Source organism: Pseudomonas antarctica (assembly GCF_900624995.1).
Classification (GTDB): domain Bacteria; phylum Pseudomonadota; class Gammaproteobacteria; order Pseudomonadales; family Pseudomonadaceae; genus Aquipseudomonas; species Aquipseudomonas antarctica.
This window is the reverse complement of the sequence record NZ_UYXQ01000012.1, coordinates 56104-76902: the sequence shown is the minus strand read 5'-3', so window position 1 is coordinate 76902 and position 20799 is coordinate 56104. Positions and strand designations below refer to the sequence as shown.

At 60.2% G+C, this 20799-nt stretch carries 20 protein-coding genes; 11 read left to right on the top strand and 9 right to left on the bottom strand.

All coding sequences use genetic code 11. The features are described 5' to 3' along the window. Positions 1 to 125: 125 nt before the first annotated feature. From E0F99_RS10800 to pdeM, 10 genes are all read left to right on the top strand, one after another. Positions 126 to 2567 carry a penicillin acylase family protein gene (locus tag E0F99_RS10800; RefSeq protein ID WP_083359782.1) on the top strand — a complete coding sequence of 814 codons (2442 nt, stop codon included), beginning with the start codon at positions 126 to 128 and terminating at the stop codon, positions 2565 to 2567. Positions 2568 to 2778: 211 nt separating this feature from the next. Continuing rightward, positions 2779 to 3783, top strand: coding sequence for a ligase-associated DNA damage response exonuclease (locus tag E0F99_RS10795; RefSeq protein WP_083359783.1), 1005 nt, complete (start codon positions 2779 to 2781; stop codon positions 3781 to 3783). Then, entirely contained in the window at positions 3780 to 5414 is a 1635-nt protein-coding gene (locus E0F99_RS10790; protein WP_083359784.1) for an ATP-dependent DNA ligase, read from the top strand. The genes E0F99_RS10795 and E0F99_RS10790 overlap by 4 nt, the downstream gene beginning before the upstream one ends. A gap of 310 nt (positions 5415 to 5724) precedes the next feature. Beyond that, the gene (locus E0F99_RS10785; RefSeq protein ID WP_083359785.1) at positions 5725 to 6504 is read left to right on the top strand and encodes a transporter substrate-binding domain-containing protein; all 780 of its coding nucleotides are present in this window, start codon (positions 5725 to 5727) and stop codon (positions 6502 to 6504) included. A gap of 59 nt (positions 6505 to 6563) precedes the next feature. Beyond that, a complete protein-coding gene (locus tag E0F99_RS10780) occupies positions 6564 to 7292 on the top strand; it encodes an ABC transporter permease (RefSeq protein WP_083359786.1) in 729 nt (242 codons plus the stop codon). Further along, complete coding sequence (locus tag E0F99_RS10775) at positions 7289 to 7999, top strand: ABC transporter permease (protein WP_083359787.1); 711 nt, start codon at positions 7289 to 7291, stop codon at positions 7997 to 7999. Before E0F99_RS10780 ends, E0F99_RS10775 begins: the two co-directional genes overlap by 4 nt. 9 nt (positions 8000 to 8008) lie before the next feature. Continuing rightward, positions 8009 to 9127, top strand: a complete 1119-nt coding sequence (locus E0F99_RS10770) for a succinylglutamate desuccinylase/aspartoacylase family protein (protein ID WP_083359788.1) — start codon at positions 8009 to 8011, stop codon at positions 9125 to 9127. Between the two features lie 13 nt (positions 9128 to 9140). Beyond that, entirely contained in the window at positions 9141 to 9905 is a 765-nt protein-coding gene (locus E0F99_RS10765; protein ID WP_083359789.1) for an ABC transporter ATP-binding protein, read from the top strand. 57 nt (positions 9906 to 9962) lie between these two features. Beyond that, positions 9963 to 12443 (top strand): ligase-associated DNA damage response DEXH box helicase, encoded by a 2481-nt coding sequence (locus tag E0F99_RS10760; RefSeq protein WP_083360490.1) that lies wholly within the window; start codon positions 9963 to 9965, stop codon positions 12441 to 12443. Next, positions 12443 to 13093, top strand: a complete 651-nt coding sequence (pdeM, locus tag E0F99_RS10755) for a ligase-associated DNA damage response endonuclease PdeM (protein ID WP_083359790.1) — start codon at positions 12443 to 12445, stop codon at positions 13091 to 13093. The genes E0F99_RS10760 and pdeM overlap by 1 nt, the downstream gene beginning before the upstream one ends. 29 nt (positions 13094 to 13122) lie before the next feature. Here pdeM and E0F99_RS10750 read toward each other — a convergent pair whose 3' ends face one another. Together E0F99_RS10750 and dcd are read right to left on the bottom strand one after the other, a co-directional pair. Next, positions 13123 to 13320: a hypothetical protein gene (locus tag E0F99_RS10750; protein ID WP_083359791.1), complete on the bottom strand. Its 198-nt coding sequence runs from the start codon at positions 13318 to 13320 to the stop codon at positions 13123 to 13125. 107 nt (positions 13321 to 13427) lie between these two features. After that, complete coding sequence (dcd, locus tag E0F99_RS10745; protein WP_003189215.1) at positions 13428 to 13994, bottom strand: dCTP deaminase; 567 nt, start codon at positions 13992 to 13994, stop codon at positions 13428 to 13430. Between the two features lie 389 nt (positions 13995 to 14383). Here dcd and E0F99_RS10740 point away from each other — a divergent pair, with 389 nt between their 5' ends. After that, positions 14384 to 14593, top strand: coding sequence for a cold-shock protein (locus E0F99_RS10740; RefSeq protein ID WP_002554837.1), 210 nt, complete (start codon positions 14384 to 14386; stop codon positions 14591 to 14593). A 203-nt stretch (positions 14594 to 14796) separates the two neighbouring features. Here E0F99_RS10740 and rpoS read toward each other — a convergent pair whose 3' ends face one another. The 7 genes from rpoS to fghA form a co-directional block, all read right to left on the bottom strand. Next, positions 14797 to 15804: an RNA polymerase sigma factor RpoS gene (rpoS, locus tag E0F99_RS10735; protein ID WP_083359792.1), complete on the bottom strand. Its 1008-nt coding sequence runs from the start codon at positions 15802 to 15804 to the stop codon at positions 14797 to 14799. Positions 15805 to 15910: 106 nt separating this feature from the next. After that, the gene (locus tag E0F99_RS10730) at positions 15911 to 16747 is read right to left on the bottom strand and encodes a peptidoglycan DD-metalloendopeptidase family protein (protein WP_083359793.1); all 837 of its coding nucleotides are present in this window, start codon (positions 16745 to 16747) and stop codon (positions 15911 to 15913) included. 209 nt (positions 16748 to 16956) lie between these two features. Then, the gene (locus tag E0F99_RS10725; protein ID WP_169850588.1) at positions 16957 to 17592 is read right to left on the bottom strand and encodes a protein-L-isoaspartate(D-aspartate) O-methyltransferase; all 636 of its coding nucleotides are present in this window, start codon (positions 17590 to 17592) and stop codon (positions 16957 to 16959) included. Positions 17593 to 17633: 41 nt separating this feature from the next. Next, positions 17634 to 18383 (bottom strand): 5'/3'-nucleotidase SurE, encoded by a 750-nt coding sequence (surE, locus tag E0F99_RS10720; protein ID WP_083359794.1) that lies wholly within the window; start codon positions 18381 to 18383, stop codon positions 17634 to 17636. Further along, positions 18371 to 19429 carry a tRNA pseudouridine(13) synthase TruD gene (truD, locus tag E0F99_RS10715; RefSeq protein ID WP_083359795.1) on the bottom strand — a complete coding sequence of 353 codons (1059 nt, stop codon included), beginning with the start codon at positions 19427 to 19429 and terminating at the stop codon, positions 18371 to 18373. Before truD ends, surE begins: the two co-directional genes overlap by 13 nt. After that, entirely contained in the window at positions 19426 to 19899 is a 474-nt protein-coding gene (gene ispF / locus E0F99_RS10710) for a 2-C-methyl-D-erythritol 2,4-cyclodiphosphate synthase (protein WP_012722614.1), read from the bottom strand. The genes truD and ispF overlap by 4 nt, the downstream gene beginning before the upstream one ends. Positions 19900 to 19953: 54 nt before the next feature. Then, positions 19954 to 20799: an S-formylglutathione hydrolase gene (gene fghA / locus E0F99_RS10705; RefSeq protein WP_083359796.1), complete on the bottom strand. Its 846-nt coding sequence runs from the start codon at positions 20797 to 20799 to the stop codon at positions 19954 to 19956.

Here is a 20799-nt window from a genome sequence, read left to right as displayed (position 1 = left end):
CGCATTCGCGAGCAAGCCCGCTCCCACAGTTGATTTGTGCAAGACTCAAACTCCTGCTTGCGTCGTTTCGCCGCGCTCACTAACGTAGCGCCTTTAATGACGCTACCCCCCGCAGGAGCTTTGCCATGGCCTCGCCAGCCCTCTCACATTTTCTTCCCCGGTTCGGCGTTGCCGCGGCAGTGGCCAGTGCGTTAAGCCTGGCCGGTTGCCAGCTCCAGAGCACCCAGGACACCCTGCCGCCCGTTGCCGGCGTGCAGCCGATCAAGGGCCTGGCCCAAAATGTTTCGGTACGCCGCAATGCCCAGGGCATGCCGTTGATCGAAAGCAACACCTTTCATGACGCGCTGTTCAGCCTCGGCTATGTACACGCTAGCGACCGCATCACGCAGATGCTCACCTTGCGCCTGTTGGCTCAGGGCCGCCTGGCGGAAATGTCCGGCCCAGAGGTGCTGGATGTCGACCGTTTCATGCGTGCGGTCAACCTGAAAAAAAGTGCCGGCGAGCTGTATAACGCCTCATCGCCGCGTCTCAAGCGCTTCTTTGAAGTCTATGCACGCGGCGTCAACGCCTACCTGTTCCGCTACCGCGACAAGCTGCCGCCGGACCTGGCCCAGACCGGCTACAAACCCGAGTACTGGAAGCCGGAAGATTCGGCGCTGTTGTTCTGCCTGCTGAATTTCAGCGAGTCGAGCAACCTGCAGGAAGAACTCTCGTCGTTGGTGCTGGCGCAGAAAGTCGGCGTCGACAAGCTCGCCTGGCTCACGCCAAGTGCGCCGGATGAGCCGGTCCCACAGGCCGAAACCGACAAGCTCAAGGGCGTGAACCTGAGCCAGATCACCGGCCTTGCCGGGTTGGACGCCGTCGGCCAGCAACTCAACAGCCTCAACGCACTCGCGGTGACAACCTCCAGTAACTGGGCGATCGGCCCACAACGCAGCCGCAGCGGCAAAAGCCTTTTGGCCAGTAACCTTGCCGCCCAACCGCAAGCACCGTCGCCGTGGAGCTACGTGCAGATTCGCGCACCGAAATACCAGGCGGTCGGCGCCTCGATTGCCGGCCTGCCAACCCTGTTGTCCGGCTTCAACGGCAAAGTGGCGTGGAGCATGAGCGCGGTCAAAGGCGACACTCAGGACCTGTTCCTGGAAAAGGTCAAACGCCAGGGCAGCGCGCTGTACTACGAGAACAACGGCAAATGGCTACCGGCCATCGTGCGCAATGAAACCTTCTTCGCCAAGGGCCAGCGGCCGATTCGCGAAGTGGTGTACGAAACCCGTCATGGCGCCCTGCTCAACAGCAGCCAAGCGCTCACCACCGGTTTCGGCCTGGCCCTGCAAACCGCCGACTTCAAGGACGACAAGAGCCTGGACGCGTTCTTCGACCTGTCCCGTGCGCAAAACGCCGGCAAGGCTTCGGACGCGACCCGGGAAATCCGCGCCATCGCACTGAACATGATCTTCGCCGACGCCAGCAACATCGGCTGGCAAGTCACCGGCCGCTTCCCCAACCGCCGCGAAGGCGAAGGCCTGCTGCCCTCGCCGGGCTGGGACGCACGCTTTGACTGGGACGGTTACGCCGACGCGATGCTGCACCCCTACGATCAAGACCCGGCCCAAGGCTGGATCGGCACCGCCAACCAGCGCACCGCGCCGCGCGGCTATGGCATGCAGTTGTCCAACTCCTGGGACGCGCCGGAGCGCAGCGAGCGCCTGGCGCAACTGGCCAACGCCGGTAAGCACGACAGCCGCAGCATGATCGCCATGCAATACGACCAGACGACCACCTTTGCCGCCAAGCTCAAAACGATGTTCCAGGCGCCGGGCATGGCTCAGCCACTGAAACAGGCGATTGATGCACTGCCGGCGGCCGACGCGACCAAGGCCCGCGAGGCGCTGAACCGCCTGATGGCGTTTGATGGGCGCCTGGCGCCGACGTCAGCCGACGCGGCGATCTACGAGCTGTTCCTACAGGAAAGCACGAAGCAGATCTTCCTCGACGAACTCGGCCCGCAAAACAGCGCCAGCTGGAAAGCTTTTATCAGCAACGCCAACCTGTCCTACTCCGCCAATGCGGATCACTTGCTGGGCCGCGAAGACAGCCCGTTCTGGGACGACGTACGCACCGCGCAGAAAGAAGACAAACCGGCAATTCTGGCGCGCAGCCTGGCCGCCGCAATCACAGCGGGCGACAGCCAACTGGGTGGCGATCACAAGGCCTGGCAGTGGGGCAAACTGCACACCACCACCTGGAAAAACACCAATGGCCAGGTGATTCGCGGCCCACTGGCCAGTGGCGGCGACCACAACACCTTGAACCCCGCGCCCTATACCTGGGGCCAGGACTTCAACACCACCCAGGTGCCGGCGTTGCGCATGATCGTCGACTTCGGCCAGGTGGAACCGATGATGGGCCAGGGCGGCATCGGCCAGTCCGGCAACCCGGCCAGCCCGAACTATGCGAACGGCATCGATGCGTCGCTCAAGGCGCAATACCTGAGCTTCCCGATGCAGCCGCAGAACGTTGAGAAGGTGTATGGAAAGACTCGGTTGACCCTGACGCCAGGCAAGTAACCCGGTTTCTCACTGAAGAAAACGAAGCAAAAATGTGGGAGCGGGCTTGTGTGGGAGCCGGGCTTGCCCGCGATGCAGGCACCTCGGTGTGTCAAGCACACCTCGGTGATGCTATCGCAGGCAAGCCCACATTTGGACCGCATGCATTTCGATAGAACTTCTGCGCTGCGCCTCTCCTCCTATTTGATAAGCCCATTGCCCCGGCACGCCCATGGACCTTGTCATCGCCCGGCCCGAAGGCCTCTACTGCCCCGCCGCAGATTTCTACATCGACCCGTGGCGCCCGGTCGAGCGTTCGGTCATCACCCACGCCCACGGCGACCACGCCCGCACGGGCAACCAGCACTACTTGGCCGCCGCGCCCGGTGAAGGCATCCTGCGCTCGCGCCTGGGCCAGGACATCAACCTGCAAACCCTGGCCTATGGCGAGAAACTCGTGCACCACGGCGTGACCTTGAGTTTTCACCCCGCCGGGCATGTACTCGGCTCCGCCCAAGTACGCCTGGAATACCAAGGCGAAGTCTGGGTCGCGTCCGGCGACTACAAGGTCGAACCCGACGGCACCTGCGCGCCGTTCGAGCCGGTGCGTTGCCACACCTTTATCACCGAATCCACCTTTGGCCTGCCGATCTACCGCTGGCAGCCCCAGGCGCAGATCTTTGCCGGCATCAATGACTGGTGGCAGGCCAATATCGCCGCCGGCAAAGCCAGCGTGTTGTTCTGTTATTCGTTCGGCAAGGCCCAGCGCATTCTGCACGGTATCGACGCCAGCATCGGCCCGATCCTCAGCCACGGCGCGGTCGAGCCGCTGAACCGGGTATATCGCGAAGCCGGGGTCTATATCCCCGAAACGCTTTACGCCGGCGACTTCAAAAAAAATGATCCGCTGCTGCGCCAAGCGCTGATCATCGCGCCACCTTCTGCCGGCGGCAGCACCTGGATGCGCCGCTTCGGCGACTACAGCGACGCGTTCGCTAGCGGTTGGATGCGCCTGCGTGGCACACGGCGGCGGCGCGGTGTGGACCGGGGTTTTGTGCTCTCGGACCATGCCGACTGGCCCGGGCTGTTGTGGGCCATCGAGCAAACCGGCGCTGAGCGGGTGATGGTCACCCACGGTTCTGTCGGCGTATTGGTGCGTCATCTGCGGAAAAAAGGCTTGGATGCCCAGGGTTTCACCACCGAGTACGGCGATGACGAAGAGGAAGCCACGGCATGAAAGCTTTCGCCGAGCTGTACGCCAACCTCGACGCCACCACCTCCAGCAACGCGAAGCTCGCCGCCTTGCAAGCCTATTTCCGGCATGCACCACCGGCAGATGCGGCATGGGCAGTGTACTTTCTGTCTGGCGGGCGACCTCGGCAACTGGTGCCTACACGCCTGCTGAGGGACATGGCCACCGAAGCATCGGGCATCGAGCCGTGGTTGTTTGAAGAGAGCTACCAATCCGTAGGTGACCTGGCCGAGACCATTTCCCTGCTGCTACCGCAATCTTCCTATACCTCAGAACACGGCTTGGCAGTGTGGCTGGAAGAAAAGCTTTTGCCCCTGCGTGGTCTGCCGCCCCTGGAACTGGCCGAACGCCTGCCAGCACTCTGGTCGCAACTGGATCAACCGAGCCTGATGGTGTGCATCAAATTGATCACCGGCAGTTTTCGCGTGGGCGTGTCCAAATTGCTGGTGACCCGCGCCCTCGCCGCCATGGCTGACCTGGACAGCAAACGCGTGGCCCAGCGGCTGGTGGGCTACACCGACTTGTCCAATCGTCCGACCGGCGAAGGCTACCTCAAGCTGATTGCTGCCGAATCATCCGACGAACATGCGCAACGTGGCGGGCAACCGTATCCGTTTTTTCTCGCCCATGGTCTGGCGCAACCGGTGGAGCAATTCGACGTCGCACTCGGCTCACCCGCTGACTGGCAGGTGGAATGGAAGTGGGATGGGATTCGCGCACAACTGGTCAAGCGTGACGGTCGGCTATGGGTCTGGTCGCGAGGCGAAGAACTGGTCACCGAGCGCTTTCCCGAACTGCACAGCCTGGCCAGCGGCTTGCCGGATGGCACGGTGATCGACGGCGAAATCGTGGTGTGGAAGGACACGGTGCAACCCTTCGCCCTCCTGCAACAGCGGATTGGCCGCAAGACCCTGAGCAAAAAAGTCCTCGAGGACGCGCCGGTCGCCGTCTTGGCCTACGACCTTTTGGAGCACCAGGGCGACGATTGGCGCAACCACACCCAGGCCGAGCGTCGTGCAAAGCTTGAGCAGGTGATTGAACGGTGCAACCAAGCCGTGCTGCGGCCCTCGCCCCTGCTGACAGGCACATCGTGGGCCGACCTGGCAGAGCAACGCGAAGACTCTCGTCGCCTCGGCGTGGAAGGCATGATGCTCAAAGCCAAGGACGGCCTGTACGGCGTGGGCCGCACCAAGGACATGGGTGTGTGGTGGAAGTGGAAAGTCGACCCGTTCAGCGTCGATGCGGTGTTGATCTACGCCCAGCGCGGCCATGGTCGCCGCGCCAGCCTTTATAGCGACTACACCTTTGCAGTGTGGGACGGACCGCCCGGCCCGGAGCGCACGTTGGTGCCTTTTGCCAAGGCCTATTCAGGGCTGACCGACGAGGAAATGCGCAAGGTCGACGCGATAGTGCGCAAAACCACGGTGGAGAAATTCGGCCCGGTCAGCAGCGTGACGCCAAGCATGGTGTTTGAGCTGGGTTTTGAGGGGATTGCCCTGTCGAAGCGGCACAAGAGCGGGATTGCGGTGCGGTTTCCGAGGATGCTGCGGTGGCGGCAGGATAAAGCGGTGGATGAGGCGGACAACCTGGCCACGCTGCAAGACCTGCTGGCGTGACACACATTCCGGTGGGAGGGCGCTTGCCCCCGGTGGCGGTAGATTAGTTACAGATAAGTTGACTGGCCCACCGCTATCGGCAGCAAGCCCCCTCCCACCGCTTGATCCGAGAAAAGATCCAAAATAGTGCACTGAAAAATCAATGCCCATTTTCGGGCATCTCCTACACTCATATCTCCCTTATCCCACCTTTTAAAAAGCTCATTCGGAACTATGGTGCAGAAATTGCTACTTGTGATCCGTCTGACACCGTTCAGTAACAGTCCTAAACGCGCCACAGGCGCTTATCTTGGTTTCCAGGGATTACATAATGAAAAAAGCATTGCTGACCCTTTCTGCACTGGCTCTGTGCATGGCTGCTGGTGTTGCTACAGCCAAGGAATACAAGGAATTGCGTTTTGGTGTCGATCCTTCCTACGCGCCGTTCGAATCCAAGGCCGCCGATGGCAGCCTGGTAGGCTTCGATATCGACCTGGGCAATGCGATCTGCGCCGAACTGAAGGTTAAGTGCAAGTGGGTCGAAAGTGACTTCGATGGCATGATTCCAGGCCTGAAGGCCAACAAGTTCGACGGCGTGATTTCATCGATGACGGTGACCGAAGCCCGTGAAAAGGCGATCGACTTCTCCAACGAGCTGTTCTCCGGCCCGACTTCTCTGGTGTTCAAAAAAGGCGCGAACTACTCCACGCCTGAGTCCCTGAAGGGCAAAACTGTGGGCTACGAGCAAGGCACCATTCAGGAAGCCTACGCCAAGGCGGTGCTGGACAAGGCTGGTGTGGCCACCAAAGCCTACGCCAACCAGGACCAGGTGTATGCCGACCTGACTTCCGGCCGTCTCGACGCTTCGGTGCAGGACATGCTGCAAGCCGAACTGGGCTTTTTGAAGTCGCCAGCAGGCGCTGACTACGAAGTCAGCAAGGCCATCGACGACCCATTGCTGCCATCCAAAACGGCGGTCGGTATCAAAAAAGGTAACAAAGACCTCAAGGCCTTGCTCGATAAAGGTATCAAAGCGTTACACGATGATGGCACCTACGCCACCATTCAGAAGAAACACTTCGGCGATCTGAACCTGTACAGCGGTAAATAACACCCCGGCGCCCACCTGTTTCAGGTGGGCGCTTTTTTATCGCCATAGGTCCTGAATTCATGTTTGAAGATCTTTTGCAAACCCTGGGCCTGAGTGCCTTCAGTTTGAAGGGGTTCGGCCCGCTGTTGCTGCAAGGTACGTGGATGACCGTGAAACTGTCGGTCGCCTCCCTGACTGTCAGCGTCCTGCTCGGCCTGATCGGCGCCAGCGCGAAACTGTCCCGCGTCAGCCTGATCCGCATCCCCGCCCAGCTCTACACCACCTTGATTCGCGGCGTGCCCGACCTGGTGCTGATGTTGCTGATTTTCTATAGCCTGCAAATCTGGCTGACCGGTTTTACCGACTTTATGGAATGGGACTACATCGAGATCGACCCATTCAGCGCCGGGGTTATCACCTTGGGCTTTATTTACGGTGCCTACTTCACCGAGACGTTTCGCGGCGCCATCCTCGCCGTGCCGCGTGGCCAGTTGGAAGCGGCGACCGCCTACGGGCTCACGCGCGGGCAACGGTTTCGCTTCGTGACCTTCCCGCAGATGATGCGCTTTGCCCTGCCGGGCATTAACAACAACTGGTGCGTGATGCTCAAGGCCACGGCACTGGTGTCGATCATCGGCCTGGCGGACCTGGTCAAGGCGGCTCAAGACGCCGGCAAGAGCACTTATCAACTGTTCTATTTCCTGGTGCTCGCGGCGTTGATCTACCTGCTGATCACCAGCGCGTCCAACGTCGTCCTGCGCTGGCTTGAGCGCCGCTACTCCGCTGGGTCCAGGGAGGCCGTGCGATGATCGAACTTATTCAGCAATACTGGCGCCCCTTTCTGTATAGCGACGGCCAGCACATCACCGGGCTGGCGATGACCCTGTGGCTGCTCAGCGCCTCGCTGGTGATTGGCTTTCTGGTGTCGATTCCGCTGTCCATCGCCCGCGTCTCGCGCAAACGCTACATACGCTGGCCGGTGCAGTTCTACACCTACCTGTTTCGCGGCACGCCGCTCTATATCCAACTGCTGATCTGCTACACCGGCATCTACAGCATTGCGGCCGTGCGCGCGCAACCAGTGCTGGATGCGTTCTTTCGTGATGCGATGAACTGCACCATCCTCGCGTTCGCCTTGAACACCTGCGCCTACACCACCGAGATTTTCGCCGGGTCGATCCGCAGCATGGCCCACGGCGAAGTCGAAGCGGCCAAGGCCTATGGCTTGAGCGGCTGGAAACTGTACGCCTATGTGATCATGCCGTCGGCGCTGCGCCGCTCATTGCCGTACTACAGCAATGAAGTGATCCTGATGCTGCACTCGACCACCGTGGCGTTTACCGCGACGGTGCCGGACATTCTCAAGGTGGCGCGGGACGCTAACTCGGCCACTTACATGACCTTTCAATCATTCGGCATCGCTGCGCTGATCTACCTGACCGTGACCTTTGCACTGGTCGGGCTGTTTCGTCTGGCGGAGCGCCGCTGGCTGGCCTTCCTCGGGCCGAGCCACTAAGGAGCCTTCATGCGTCATCAGGTACATGATCTGATCGCGCCGGTGCCAGGCACGGCGCGGCAGATTCACAGTTTCCACTTCGGCCCGGAACAGGCCGAAGGCAAGGTCTACATCCAGTCATCGCTGCATGCTGACGAACTGCCGGGCATGTTGGTGGCCTGGCACCTCAAGGCGCGCCTGGCTGAGTTGGCGGCGGCCGGTAGGCTGGTGAGCGAAATCGTGTTGGTGCCCATCGCTAACCCGGTCGGCCTGGAACAGGTGTTAATGGACATTCCGCTGGGCCGTTATGAGTTGGAAAGCGGGCAGAACTTCAATCGCCTGTTTGTCGACCTCAGCGAAGAAGTCGGTAACCAAGTCGAGTACCTGCTGGGCGATGATCCCCAGCACAACGCGCGGTTGATCCGCGCCGCCCTGGCCACAGCCCTGGCCGCGCAAACCGCCGACACCCAGTTGCACTCTCAGCGGCTGGTGCTGCAACGCTTGGCCTGTGATGCCGACATGGTGCTGGACCTGCATTGCGACTTCGAAGCCGTGGCGCACCTATACACCACGCCCCAGGCCTGGCCGCAGGTGGAGCCGTTGGCGCGCTATATCGGTTCGGAGGCCAATTTGCTCGCCACCGATTCCGGCGGGCAATCCTTTGATGAGTGTTTCACCCTGGTGTGGTGGCAGTTGCAGCAACGCTTCGGCGAGCGCTTCCCGATTCCCATGGGCAGCTTTTCGGTGACCGTCGAACTGCGTGGGCAGGGCGACGTCAACCACGGCCTGGCCAGCCTTGACGGCCAGGCAATCATCGACTATCTGATCCATTTCGGCGCGATTGAAGGCACTGCGGCGCCACTGCCCGAGCTGCCCTACCCGGCCACTCCACTGGCGGGCGTTGAGCCTGTGGCCACGCCGGTCGGCGGCTTGCTGGTATTCAGCGTCCTGCCGGGTGAATACCTGGAGGCCGAGCAACTGATTGCCGAAATCATCGACCCCATTACTGACCGCGTAACGCCCGTGCACTGTAAAAACGCCGGCCTGCTTTACGCCCGTTCGCTGCGGCGCATGGCCACTGCCGGGATGGTGATCAGCCATGTCGCTGGCACTGAAGCCTACCGCAGCGGCTATCTACTTTCGCCTTGAGGATGCACGCCCCATGTACAAATTGACCGTTGAAGGCCTGCATAAAAGCTATGGCGACAATGAAGTGCTCAAAGGTGTCTCGCTCAAGGCCAAGACCGGCGACGTGATCAGCCTGATCGGCGCCAGCGGCTCGGGCAAGAGCACCTTTTTGCGCTGCATCAACTTCCTGGAAACGCCCAACGACGGCGCGATGACCCTCGACGGCCAGCCGATCCGCATGGTCAGCGACCGCCACGGCATGCGCGTGGCCGACGACGCCGAGCTGCAACGCCTGCGAACACGGTTGGCGATGGTGTTCCAGCATTTCAACCTGTGGAGCCACATGAGCGTGCTGGAAAACATCACCATGGCCCCGCGTCGGGTGCTGGGTTGCAGCAAGAAGGACGCCGAAGATCGCGCCCGTCGCTACCTGGACAAGGTGGGCCTGCCGGCACGCGTGGCCGATCAATACCCGGCGTTTCTGTCCGGTGGCCAGCAGCAACGGGTGGCCATCGCCCGCGCCCTGGCCATGGAGCCGGAGGTGATGCTGTTCGATGAACCCACCTCCGCCCTCGACCCGGAGCTGGTCGGTGAAGTGTTGAAGGTGATCCAGGGGCTGGCCGAAGAAGGCCGCACCATGATCATGGTTACCCACGAAATGAGCTTTGCGCGCAAGGTGTCGAACCAGGTGCTGTTCCTGCACAAAGGCCTGGTGGAAGAGCAAGGCGCGCCCGAGGATGTGCTGGGCAATCCGAAGAGCGAGCGCCTGCAGCAGTTCTTGAGCGGCAATTTGAAGTAAACCTTTGTGGCGCCTGGAGGGTCTTTGGAAGAGAGCCTCCAGAGCGTCAGCCACCGCATGGCAAAACCCTTCGACTTCGCCAAACACTGGTTTGCCGCCAAAGGCTGGAAGCCGTTCGCCTTTCAGAAAGAGGTGTGGGCAGCGGTCAAGCAGGGCCAGTCAGGCTTGCTGCATGCCAGCACCGGCGCGGGTAAAACCTATGCGCTGTGGTTTGCCGCCCTCAATCGCTTCGCCGTTACCCGCCCGCCCGCCACCGGTAAACGTAAAGCGCAGGCTGAGCCGCTGACGGTGCTGTGGATCACGCCGATGCGTGCGCTGGCCGCCGACACCGCACGCGCCCTTGAAGCGCCGCTGACGGCCTTGCAGATTCCCTGGAGCGTCGGCCTGCGTACCGGCGACACCAGCAGCAGCGAACGCGCCCGGCAGACCCGCCGCCAGCCCACTGCACTGGTCACCACGCCGGAAAGCCTGACGTTGATGCTGGCGCGGGCGGACAGCGAGACGAGCCTGGCGCACCTGCGCATGGTGATTGTGGATGAGTGGCATGAACTGATCGGCAATAAACGTGGCGTCCAACTGCAGCTGGCGCTGGCGCGCTTGCGGCGTTGGCATCCGGAGCTGATGGTGTGGGGAATTTCCGCGACGCTGGGCAATCAATCCCACGCCTTGGACGTTTTGGTCCCACAAGGCGGCGGGATCAATGTGCGGGGGCAAACGGCCAAAGAGTTGAAGGTCGATACCTTGTTACCGCCCACCGCCGAGCGCTTTCCCTGGGCTGGGCATATCGGTTTGAAAATGTTGCCCCACGTGGTGGCCGAGGTAGATTCCAGCAGCAGTTGCCTGGTATTCACCAATACGCGGGCGCAGTCGGAGATGTGGTACCAGGCGTTGCTCGAAGCCCGTCCGGACTGGGCGGGGTTGATTGCTTTGCATCACGGCTCACTGTCGCGCGAAACCCGCGATTGGGTGGAGCGGGCCTTGAAAGAGGGTCAACTGAAAGCCGTGGTGTGCACCTCCAGCCTGGATCTGGGTGTGGATTTCCTGCCAGTGGAGCGCGTCTTGCAGATTGGCTCAGCCAAAGGCGTGGCACGGCTGATGCAGCGCGCCGGGCGCTCCGGGCATGCGCCGGGGCGGCCGTCACGCGTGACGCTGGTGCCGACCCACAGCCTGGAACTGGTGGAAGCCGCCGCTGCCCAGGACGCGATTGCACAGCGACGCATTGAAGCCCGTGAATCGCCTTACAAACCTTTGGATGTGCTCGTACAGCACTTGGTGAGCATGGCATTGGGCGGTGGCTTTATACCGGATGCGCTGCTGGCGGAGGTCCGCAGCGCCTGGGCCTATCGTGACCTTACGGAGGCCGATTGGGCCTGGGCGCTGGGGTTTGTGCGCCATGGCGGGCTGTCGCTGACCGCTTACCCGGATTACCGCCGCGTCGAGCCTGATGAACATGGCGTCTGGCGGGTGCCGGATGCGCGCTTGGCCCGTCGTCATCGCATGAGTGTGGGCACTATCGTCAGCGATGCGAGTATCCAGTTGAAGTTCTGGAGCAAGGGCGGCGGCGGGAAGCACTTGGGCAGTGTCGAGGAAGGTTTCATCGCACGGTTAAAGCCCGGCGATGGCTTCTTGTTTGCCGGGCGTTTATTGGAGTTGGTACGGGTGGAAAACATGACGGCGTATGTGCGCCGCAGCACTGCGAAAAAGGCTGCCGTGCCACGTTGGAATGGCGGGCGCATGCCACTTTCCAACGAGCTGGCCCACGCGGTGGTCGAGCGTTTTGATGCGGCGGCACATGGGCACTACGACGGCCCTGAGATGCAGGCGGTGCAACCTTTGCTGCAAACCCAGTTGCGCTGGTCCGGCCTGCCGACGCGCGATCATCTGCTGGCCGAGGCGTTGAAATCACGTGAGGGATGGCACCTGTTTCTTTATCCCTTTGCGGGGCGCCAGGTGCATTTGGGGCTGGCGAGTTTGTTGGCGTGGCGGGTCAGCCAACAGCAACCTGTGACCTTTTCGATTGCCGTGAATGATTACGGGTTGGAGCTGTTGAGCGCCACCGAGGTGAATTGGCCGGTGTTGTTGAACGAGGTGCTGCTGAGCCCGACTGATTTACTGACCGACGTCGTCGCCAGCCTTAACGCCGGGGAACTGGCCCTGCGCCGTTTCCGCGAAATAGCGCGCATCGCCGGGCTGGTGTTTGCCGGCTACCCAGGCGCGCCAAAGAGCACGCGGCAGGTGCAGGCCTCCAGCGGCTTGTTCTTCGAAGTATTCAAGCAATATGACCCGCAGAACTTGCTGCTGACCCAAGCTGGGGAAGAAGTCCTGCGGGACGAGTTGGATATTCGTCGGCTGGAACAGACATTGCGCCACCTGGCCGAGCTGAAACTGGACCTGCACATGATCGAACGGCCTACGCCGCTGGCTTTCCCGCTGCTGGTTGAGCGGATGCGAGAGAGCATGAGTTCGGAAAAGCTCTCGGAGCGCATTGCGCGAATGGTCAGGGATTTGGAAAAAGTCGCAGATAACAGGAAGCGCTGATGCATTGCTCGGTGACGCTTGAGGGAGAGGAGCTGTGGCTGATGGCGGAAAAGGCCGTGTATTGGCCCTCACGTCGGTGCCTACTGATTGCCGACGTGCATTTTGGCAAGGCCTCCGCCTACCGCAGCCTGGGGCAACCGGTGCCACAAGGCACCACAACTGAAAACGTGCAGCGCCTGGACCGGCTGCTATCGGCCTTGCCGTGCGAGCAGGTCATCTTTCTCGGTGACTTCCTGCACGGCCCCGGCTCTCACGCCAGCGGTACCCTGAGCGCCTTGAGGAGCTGGCGCGAGCGCAATTGCGGCTTGAGCATGACGTTAATTCGCGGCAATCACGATAAACGCGCGGGCGACCCGCCTGCCGACTTGAGGATTGCGGTAGTTGCGGAGCCATTACTGATGGGCCCGTTTGCCCTGCAACACGAACCGGACGCGCATCCCAGCCATCATGTGCTGGCAGGGCATGTGCACCCGGTCTATCGCTTGCGCGGCAAAGGTCGCCAGAGCCTGCGCCTGCCTTGCTTTCAGCTGGGGTTGCGGATCAGCCTACTGCCGGCGTTTGGCGCCTTTACCGGGGGTTATGCAGTGGAGCAGGACGACGGACAGCAGATCTTTGTGATTGGTGACCAGGCCGTATGGCCAGTTCGATGAAGAACTGACCATTTCCTGATCCACACGGATCAGGCGACCGGTGCGGGTGGCGGCTCGTCGGGAATTGTCGGCACACCGGGTTCGGTGGGCTGCGGGTAATCTTCGTCGGGCTGGCCAGGAATGCCGCCTGCATACGCAGGATCGGCCATCAGGGACCAGGCCAGAACACCAATCTGGTTGGGTTCAAGCCGGGCGAGTTCGGCGCTGATTCGCGGGTCGATCTTCATAAAGTACTCCTCAAGCGTGGCTCGGTGCGTTTTGCACGCACCGAGGCAGTACACCCAATAGAGTCACTTCCTGCAGACTAATTCCCTTTACGTGTAAGACCTTTCTATCAAGCGCGTGGGAGTGTGACGCCGCGCTGGCCCTGGTACTTGCCGGCACGGTCTTTGTAGGACACCTCACAGGCCTCATCGGACTGCAGGAACAGCATCTGTGCCACGCCTTCGTTGGCGTAGATCTTGGCCGGCAACGTGGTGGTGTTGGAGAACTCCAGGGTCACGTGACCTTCCCACTCTGGCTCAAGTGGCGTCACGTTGACGATAATGCCGCAACGCGCGTAGGTGCTTTTACCGAGGCAAATGGTCAGTACGTCGCGCGGAATGCGGAAAAACTCCACGGTACGCGCCAGAGCGAAGGAGTTTGGTGGAATGATGCACACGTCGCTTTTGACGTCGACGAAGCTCTTTTCGTCGAAGTTTTTCGGGTCGACGATTGCCGAATTGATATTGGTGAACACCTTGAACTCATCGGCGCAACGCACGTCGTAGCCGTAGCTGGAAACACCGTACGAAATCACACGTTCATCGCCTTCGCCACGGATCTGGCGTTCAACGAACGGTTCGATCATGCCGTGTTCTTGCGCCATGCGGCGAATCCACTTGTCCGATTTGATGCTCATGGCGGGTGTCCTGAATAGCGAGGTGGAAAAATTCTGTTGGGCATCTTACCGGGGCCGGCCGTGGGGTTCAAAGGGCGCGGGGCTTTTCTTGATGAATGCACTGCCTGCTATAAGCCGCAGCCAGCGGGGCCGGGGCTCATATTGCAGCCAGCAGTGACGAAAAATACCACCGCCAGTCACGAAAATAGAGAAACCTTAGGAAATACCATTGGCACGTTCCGGAAAAAGGGTTAAGGTGGCGCCACTGTGCTGCTTGTGTCACTGAGAATCTCTACACGATATGTTGAATTTCGATCCAACCATCTCCAAGAATTTTTCCTGCTCTTTGCACTCAGTCTCGGCCAGGGCTTTTCCTGAGTCGCAGTTAACTTTGTCCAAGGAGATACACCATGTCTAATCGCCAAACTGGTACCGTTAAGTGGTTCAACGATGAAAAAGGCTTCGGCTTCATCACTCCACAATCCGGTGACGACCTGTTCGTTCACTTCAAAGCTATCCAATCCGACGGCTTCAAAAGCCTGAAAGAAGGCCAACAGGTTTCTTTCATCGCTACCCGCGGTCAGAAAGGCATGCAAGCTGAAGAAGTTCAAGTTATCTAACTTGTACTGACTTAGTCGAAAAAACCCCGCCCTTAAAAGCGGGGTTTTTTTATGCCTGACGTTTGGGGACGCCCGGATAAAATGTCAGGCACAAAAAAATGTGGGAGAAGACTTGCGCCCGATGGCGGTGGGCCAGTCAATACATCTGCTGACTGCCACACTGCCATCGGGCGCAAGCCCCCTCCCACATTCAAACGGCGTCGTTACTGAAACAACGACTCACTCGACAAGCCGTTCTTCTCGAGGATCTCACGCAAGCGCTTAAGGCCCTCTACCTGGATCTGCCGGACTCGCTCACGCGTAAGACCGATCTCCAGCCCTACATCCTCCAGGGTGCTGCTCTCATGGCCACGCAGGCCGAAGCGGCGAATCACCACTTCACGCTGCTTGTCCGTGAGCTCCGACAGCCACTGGTCAATACTTTGCGAAAGATCATCGTCCTGCAACAGCTCACAAGGATCTGTCGGACGATCATCCGTCAGGGTGTCCAGCAGGGTTTTATCCGAATCCGGACCCAGCGAGACATCGACCGAAGACACGCGCTCGTTCAAGCCGAGCATGCGCTTGACCTCGCCTACCGGCTTCTCCAGCAGGTTGGCGATTTCTTCAGGCGAAGGTTCATGATCGAGTTTTTGTGTCAGCTCACGCGCCGCCCGCAGGTAGACGTTGAGCTCTTTGACCACATGGATCGGCAACCGAATCGTACGGGTCTGATTCATGATCGCCCGTTCGATGGTCTGGCGAATCCACCAGGTGGCGTAGGTCGAAAAGCGGAAGCCCCGCTCAGGGTCGAACTTCTCCACCGCCCGGATCAAGCCCAGGTTGCCCTCCTCGATCAGGTCCAACAGCGACAGGCCACGATTGACATAGCGTCGAGCGATTTTCACCACCAGCCGCAGGTTGCTTTCAATCATGCGCTTGCGCCCAGCCGGGTCACCCTTTTGCGACAAGCGCGCAAAATGAACTTCTTCTTCGGGAGTGAGCAGAGGGGAGAAGCCAATTTCATTGAGGTACAGCTGCGTTGCGTCGAGCGCCCGCGTGTAGTCAATGTACTTGTGTTGCTTTAACGCAGTGGAGTTCTTGGATTTGGTACGAACTGAAGGTACAGACCCTTCATCATTCGACATCGATTCCTTTTCGGTGAGGTTCTCCATTTCAAGGAGAACCTCATCGTCGATGTCAAACTCCGGCGCTTCTTTACTGAGAGCCATTGTTATAGTCCTTTGGTGAGTTCGACCTCAAGCTCAAGCGACGCCTTTATCCTTGGCAGCGCTGGAGCCTGTTCCTTCTACGTGAGGGAACAGGCTGTGCAACACATCAACGGCGGGGTAGGAATTGCAGTGGATCTACAGGCTTCCCTTGGCGGCGAATCTCAAAGTGCAGTTTCACCCGGTCCGTACCAGTTGACCCCATTTCGGCAATTGTCTGTCCAACCTTGACCTGCTGCCCCTCCCGAACCAACAGCCTACGGTTGTGACCGTAAGCACTGACGTAGGTATCGCTGTGTTTGATGATGACCAGCTCGCCGTAGCCCCGCAAACCACTCCCGGCGTACACCACTGTCCCATCAGATGCAGCTAAAACAGGCTGTCCCAAATCCCCGGCGATATCAATGCCTTTATTCAAACTACCGTTTGAAGAGAATTTTCCAATTAATACCCCGTTGGAAGGCCACCCCCAACCGGTCGGCGCAGGGCCTGCAGGCGGTAATGGCGCGGGTGCCGGCTTGCTCGAAACCGCAGTCGCGGTGGTGCCTGCGGGCCGGGTGATGATCGTGGTTTTGCTCGACGACGAGGGCGAAGATCCGGACTTTGTCACAACTGCCGTAGGCGCCGAACCACTGCGCCCATCGAAACGAATGGTCTGCCCCGGATGGATCGTATAGGGCACAGGAATGTTGTTACGCGCTGCGAGTGCCTTGTAATCCCAGCCGTAGCGGAAGGCGATCGAGAACATCGTGTCCCCCTTTCGCACTACATACTGCCCGGTGGTGACCGTCGGTTTTTTCGGCACTGCATTATTACGGTCAACTACCCGCGCGCCCCCGGAAGGCGTGCTCGAACAAGCAGCCAATAAGGAACTCAAGACAAGGCCAAGCACCAGTCGCTGAAAACTTGTTTTACTCATACGCTGCGCAAGACCTGTGAGACTCACCCGCCGCTCCCTTTGTGGTGGCTGAACATGAACGCCTGTATCAGGCTTGAAATATGACGCCAGTATAACTGGGCATTGAGTTTTTACCGGCACACGACTGAAACGAAAAACGCATCATGTTTAAAGTCGGGCTCCATTCATGTTGACTCAATAAGCTCCGCTGTAAGACACATCCCCACCCACAGAATTCACTGTTTGCGAATAAATGATCAGGCCAGCGGGCCATTGAGCAAGGGTACGAAGCGCACAGCGCCCAACACATGCCGGGAAAAGCCTTCGTCTTCTCGGATAATGAGCATCAATTGTTGCACTTCGCCGGAACCCACCGGGATGACCAGCCGCCCGCCGGGCGCCAGTTGATCGAGCAACGCCTGCGGCACATCGGTGGCAACGGCGGTGACAATGATGCCGTTATATGGCGCCAGGGCTGGCCAACCTTCCCAACCATCGCCCCAGCGGAACACCACGTTGCGCAGGTTCAACTCCACCAGGCGCTCCTTGGCACGGTCCTGCAGGACCTTGATGCGCTCCACCGAAAACACCCGCTCCACCAATTGCGACAGCACGGCGGTCTGGTAACCCGAACCGGTGCCGATTTCCAGCACCTTGTCCAACGGCCCCGCTGCCAGCAACAGCTCACTCATGCGCGCAACCATATAAGGTTGCGAGATGGTCTGGTTGTGGCCGATCGGCAACGCGGTGTCTTCATAGGCGCGATGGGCCAGCGCTTCGTCCACAAACAGGTGGCGTGGTGTGCGCCGGATCACTTCCAGCACTTGGGCGTTTGACAGCCCTTCTTCGTACAGACGCTGGATCAAACGCTCGCGAGTACGCTGAGAGGTCATCCCGATGCCACGGCGCAGCAGATCGTCTTGTTCACGCGCCATCAACGCAGCCCCTCGAGCCAGCCATCGAGACTATTGAAGGCATCACTGAAGGTGCGATCAAGCTGCAACGGAGTAATCGAAACATAACCTTGCATCACCGCATGAAAGTCCGTGCCCGGGCCACCGTCCTCGGCGTCGCCGGCTGCCGCAATCCAATAACCCTCTTTGCCACGCGGATCAACCACCTTCAATGGCGCGGCAGCTCGGGCGCGATGGCCCAGGCGCGTTAACTGGATACCGCGAATATGGTCGAGGGGCAAGTTGGGGATATTAACGTTGAGCACCGTACGCGGTGGCAAGTCCAGGGAACTGTGGGCCTCCACCAGCTTGCGCGCGAAATACGCCGCCGTCGCCAGGTTATCCAATTGCCGCGAGGCAAAGGAAAAGGCGAACGAGGTTCGGCCCAGAAAGCGCCCTTCAAGGGCCGCCGCCACGGTGCCGGAATACAACACGTCATCGCCCAGGTTGGCGCCGAGGTTAATGCCCGACACCACCAAGTCCGGCTCCTGATCCAACAAGCTGTTGATTGCCAAGTGCACGCAGTCGGTAGGGGTGCCATTCACGCTGATAAAGCCATTGGCCAGAACCTGCGGGTGCAACGGACGGTCGAGCGTCAGCGAACTGCTGGCGCCACTCTTGTCCTGGTCCGGGGCAACCACCACACACTCGGCATAATCTTGCAGCGCAGCATAAAGCGCGGCAAGGCCAGGTGCGGTGGCACCGTCATCGTTTGATATCAGAATACGCATGGGCTGTCCGTCTGCCCCACCGGCACCAGATCAACAAGCTCGCGCACCAAGACAGTGGCGAAGCATCCGGCCGGCAGGACGAATTCCAATTGCAGAATGTCAGGACCGGGATAATGCCACGTCAACCCGCCAATGGGCAGTCGCAGAATGCGCCGCTCCTGGCTCATGCCGGCATTCACCAGCCAATCACGCAGGTCGGCTTCACTAGCGGCGACCGCTTGCTCCAGCTCATGCGTTGCACCGCTGGCCGGCGAATCGCCTTCGCCCCACTGTGGCCCGGTGGGGTGCAGGTCCAGAATCGCCAGGCGTGGGTCGCTGCATTCAGCCTCCCCGGCCGGGAAAAAACTGCGGCTGTCGGTAAACGCCAGCAGGTCGCCAATCTGGGCGCGCTGCCAGGAGCCATCCGCGACACGTGCCGCCAACACTTTGTTGAACAAGAAGCTACGTGCGGTCGACAGCAACCGCGAACGCACATTGCGCTGCTCCGGCAAAGCCTTGCGCGCCGCCCATTGACGCGCGTCCACCACATTGCCGCCGTTGTGGCCAAAGCGCTGGGCGCCGAAGTAGTTGGGGATGCCGTGCTGGGCAATCAGTTGCAAACGCGCGTCGATGGCGACGGTATCACCGGCCAACTGGGTCAGGCGCAAGGTAAAACCGTTGGCCGCATGCGCACCGCGCTGCAGCTTGCGCTTGTGGCGGGTCATTTTAAGGATCTTGAGGGTGTCGTTTTGCGCACCGCTCATGTCCGGGTCGACCTTGCCCGGCAATTGCACGCTGAACCACTGGCGGGTCAACGCCTGGCGGTCCTTGAGCCCGGCATAACTGACGGTGCGCAACGGCACGCCGGCCGCCTTGGCGATGCGCCGCGCAGCCTCTTCAGTATTCAGACCACGCTTTTCAACCCACAGCCACAGGTGCTCACCGTCGCCGGTCAGCGGGATATCCAGCACTTCGTCTACTTGGAAATCTTCAGCCGTCGCCTTCAGGACCGCGCTGCCCAAGGCCTCGCCATAGGCCCGTGGGCCCAGCAATTCCAAGTCATTCATGCGCGCAGCAACAAGGCAACGGAGTGCACCGCGATGCCTTCTTCCCGCCCGGTAAACCCGAGCTTTTCGGTGGTGGTGGCTTTCACGTTGACTTGATCCAATTCAATTTGCAGGTCCGCGGCAATCAATGCGCGCATTGATTCGATATGCGGGGCCATTTTCGGGGCCTGGGCGACAATGGTGTTGTCGACGTTGCCGACCTTCCAGCCTTTGGCGTGGATCAGGCCGACCACGTGGCGCAACAGCACGCGGCTGTCCGCGCCCTTGAAGGTTGGGTCGGTGTCCGGAAAGTGTTTGCCGATATCGCCCAACGCCGCCGCGCCGAGCAAGGCATCGCTCAAGGCATGCAACACAACGTCGCCGTCAGAATGAGCCAGCAACCCATGGTGGTGTGCAATGCGCACGCCGCCCAAGGTGATGAAATCGCCTTCAGCGAAACGGTGCACATCATAGCCGTGGCCAATACGCATAAAAAAACGCCCCGATTTAATTCAGGGCGTGATTCTACCTACTTTTGCCTCACATTAACCGAGCAAAGCACGACCATGATGTCGCAAATGATCTTCGATGAAGCTGGCGATAAAGAAGTAGCTGTGGTCATAGCCAGGCTGCAGGCGCAATTGGAGCGGGTGGTTGACCGCCTTGGCTGCCTGCATCAGGGCCTCGGGCTTGAGCTGCACGGCGAGGAAATCGTCGCGATCGCCTTGGTCCACCAGCAATGGCAGTTTTTCCGAGGCTTCGCTGATCAGCACGCAGGCATCCCACTCACGCCATTTAGAGCGCTCTTCGCCCAGGTAACGGGAGAAGGCTTTCTGACCCCACGGGCAATCCATCGGGTTGTTGATCGGCGAAAACGCCGACACCGATAGGTAACGCCCAGGGTTGCGCAAGGCACACACCAACGCCCCATGGCCGCCCATGGAGTGGCCGCTGATGCCGCGTTTATCTGAAGCCGGGAAATGCGCTTCAACCAACGCCGGCAATTCCTGCACCACGTAGTCATGCATCCGATAGTGCTTGACCCAAGGTTCCTGGGTGGCATTCAGATAAAAGCCCGCGCCGAGGCCGAAATCCCAGGCGTTGTCCGGGTCGCCCGGCACACCCGGCCCACGCGGGCTGGTGTCCGGTGCGACGATGATAAGCCCAAGCTCAGCGGCCATGCGCTGGGCGCCGGCTTTTTGCATGAAGTTCTCGTCGGTGCAGGTCAACCCGGACAGCCAATACACCACCGGCAACTTGCCGCCCTGCTCCGCTTGGGGCGGCAGGTAAACGGCAAAGGTCATGTCACAACCGAGCACATCGGAATGATGCTTGTAGCGTTTATGCCAGCCGCCGAAGCTCTTCTGGCAGGACAGGTTTTCCAGACTCAT